We start from the raw sequence: 215 nt of genomic DNA, 5'->3' as shown, positions 1-215 counted from the left end.
CATGTGGTAACCGGGCTTTACGGCTTCAAAAAGGTCGCGTAGCTCGTTTGCTTGATCTGGGTCGCACTTTAGGTTCATTTGGGCAATGTTGTCATTAACGCCAAGCGTAGCAAACATCTTAGCCTTAATTTTCGGAACCATAACATCTGGGCCAAAAGGGTAGTCTTCTCTGGCTTCAGGTTTTGATAGTAAGTACTGTTTTGCTGTCTCGTAGT

The 215-nt window shown here is 45.1% G+C and carries 1 protein-coding gene; it reads right to left on the bottom strand.

What is annotated here, in order from left to right:
- The coding region (locus tag A3735_RS11250; protein WP_197485867.1) for an MmcQ/YjbR family DNA-binding protein at positions 1-215 on the bottom strand (215 nt) is incomplete at both ends.

It is taken from the genome of Oleiphilus sp. HI0061 (genome assembly GCF_001635675.1).
The sequence above is the reverse complement of the archived record's forward strand: the minus strand, read 5'-3'. Positions and strand labels throughout refer to the sequence as shown.